The sequence below is a fragment of the Pseudoalteromonas aurantia genome (assembly GCF_005886875.1).
GTDB lineage: Bacteria > Pseudomonadota > Gammaproteobacteria > Enterobacterales > Alteromonadaceae > Pseudoalteromonas > Pseudoalteromonas aurantia_A.
The window spans coordinates 1-660 of record NZ_PNBY01000157.1 but is presented as its reverse complement, the minus strand read 5'-3'; the positions used below and the strand labels follow the sequence as shown (position 1 = coordinate 660).

At 42.6% G+C, this 660-nt stretch carries 1 protein-coding gene; it reads left to right on the top strand.

Going from position 1 to position 660, the window contains the following annotated elements:
* Positions 1-65: 65 nt before the first annotated feature.
* A complete protein-coding gene (locus tag CWC18_RS20165; RefSeq protein WP_283957036.1) occupies positions 66-530 on the top strand; it encodes an IS110 family transposase in 465 nt (154 codons plus the stop codon).
* The last annotated feature ends 130 nt before the right edge of the window (positions 531-660 follow it).

The following is a 660-nucleotide window of genomic DNA, read 5'->3' as shown; positions in this document are numbered from 1 at the left end:
ACTCTGTATTCAAAAAGCATGTTCATGAACTTTTATCACAAGATGTTTAGCCTGTTATTCGCCTCATGTTGTTAGAGGTGCAACAAGAGTTAGAAAGCTATGATAAAAAAATTAAACTCATGGATACCTTGTTTCAACAAACTAACACCCACAACACCAGTGCAGAAATTATGCAATCAATTCCAGGGATTGGCCCTATCATTGCCTCCGCGTTCAGCGCCAGCATCGATAAAGGCCAAGTATTTAAAAGTGCGAAAGACTTTAGTGTCTGGCTTGGCCTTACGCCTAGGCAATATGCGTCTGGTGAAACAAATCGTTTGGGCACAATTACTAAACGTGGAGATAAATACCTCAGAAAGCAACTTATTCATGGTGCTCGAACTGTTGTAAACCACGCACATAAAAAAGACGATGACCTGAACCTATGGGTCACTGCCATCAAGCAAAGGCGTGGGGTAAATAAAGCCGCGGTTGCAATGGCACATCGTCTGGCAAGGTTAATGTGGATATTACTTCAAAAAAATGAATAGTACCGCCCCATACGTTCATGCAATCAGGTTCAAGGTAATGTTTAAACACCAAGTTAGATTGGCAAGCAGCTCGTAGATGACAAGGGTAACTTAACCCGCGTGGGTGTTGAGAGCACTTGCCAATCGCCTA

Bases quoted from the DNA above. Each gene is read 5' to 3' on its own strand.
- CWC18_RS20165 (WP_283957036.1), top strand. From the start codon at position 66: ATGTTGTTAGAGGTGCAACAAGAGTTAGAAAGCTATGATAAAAAAATT.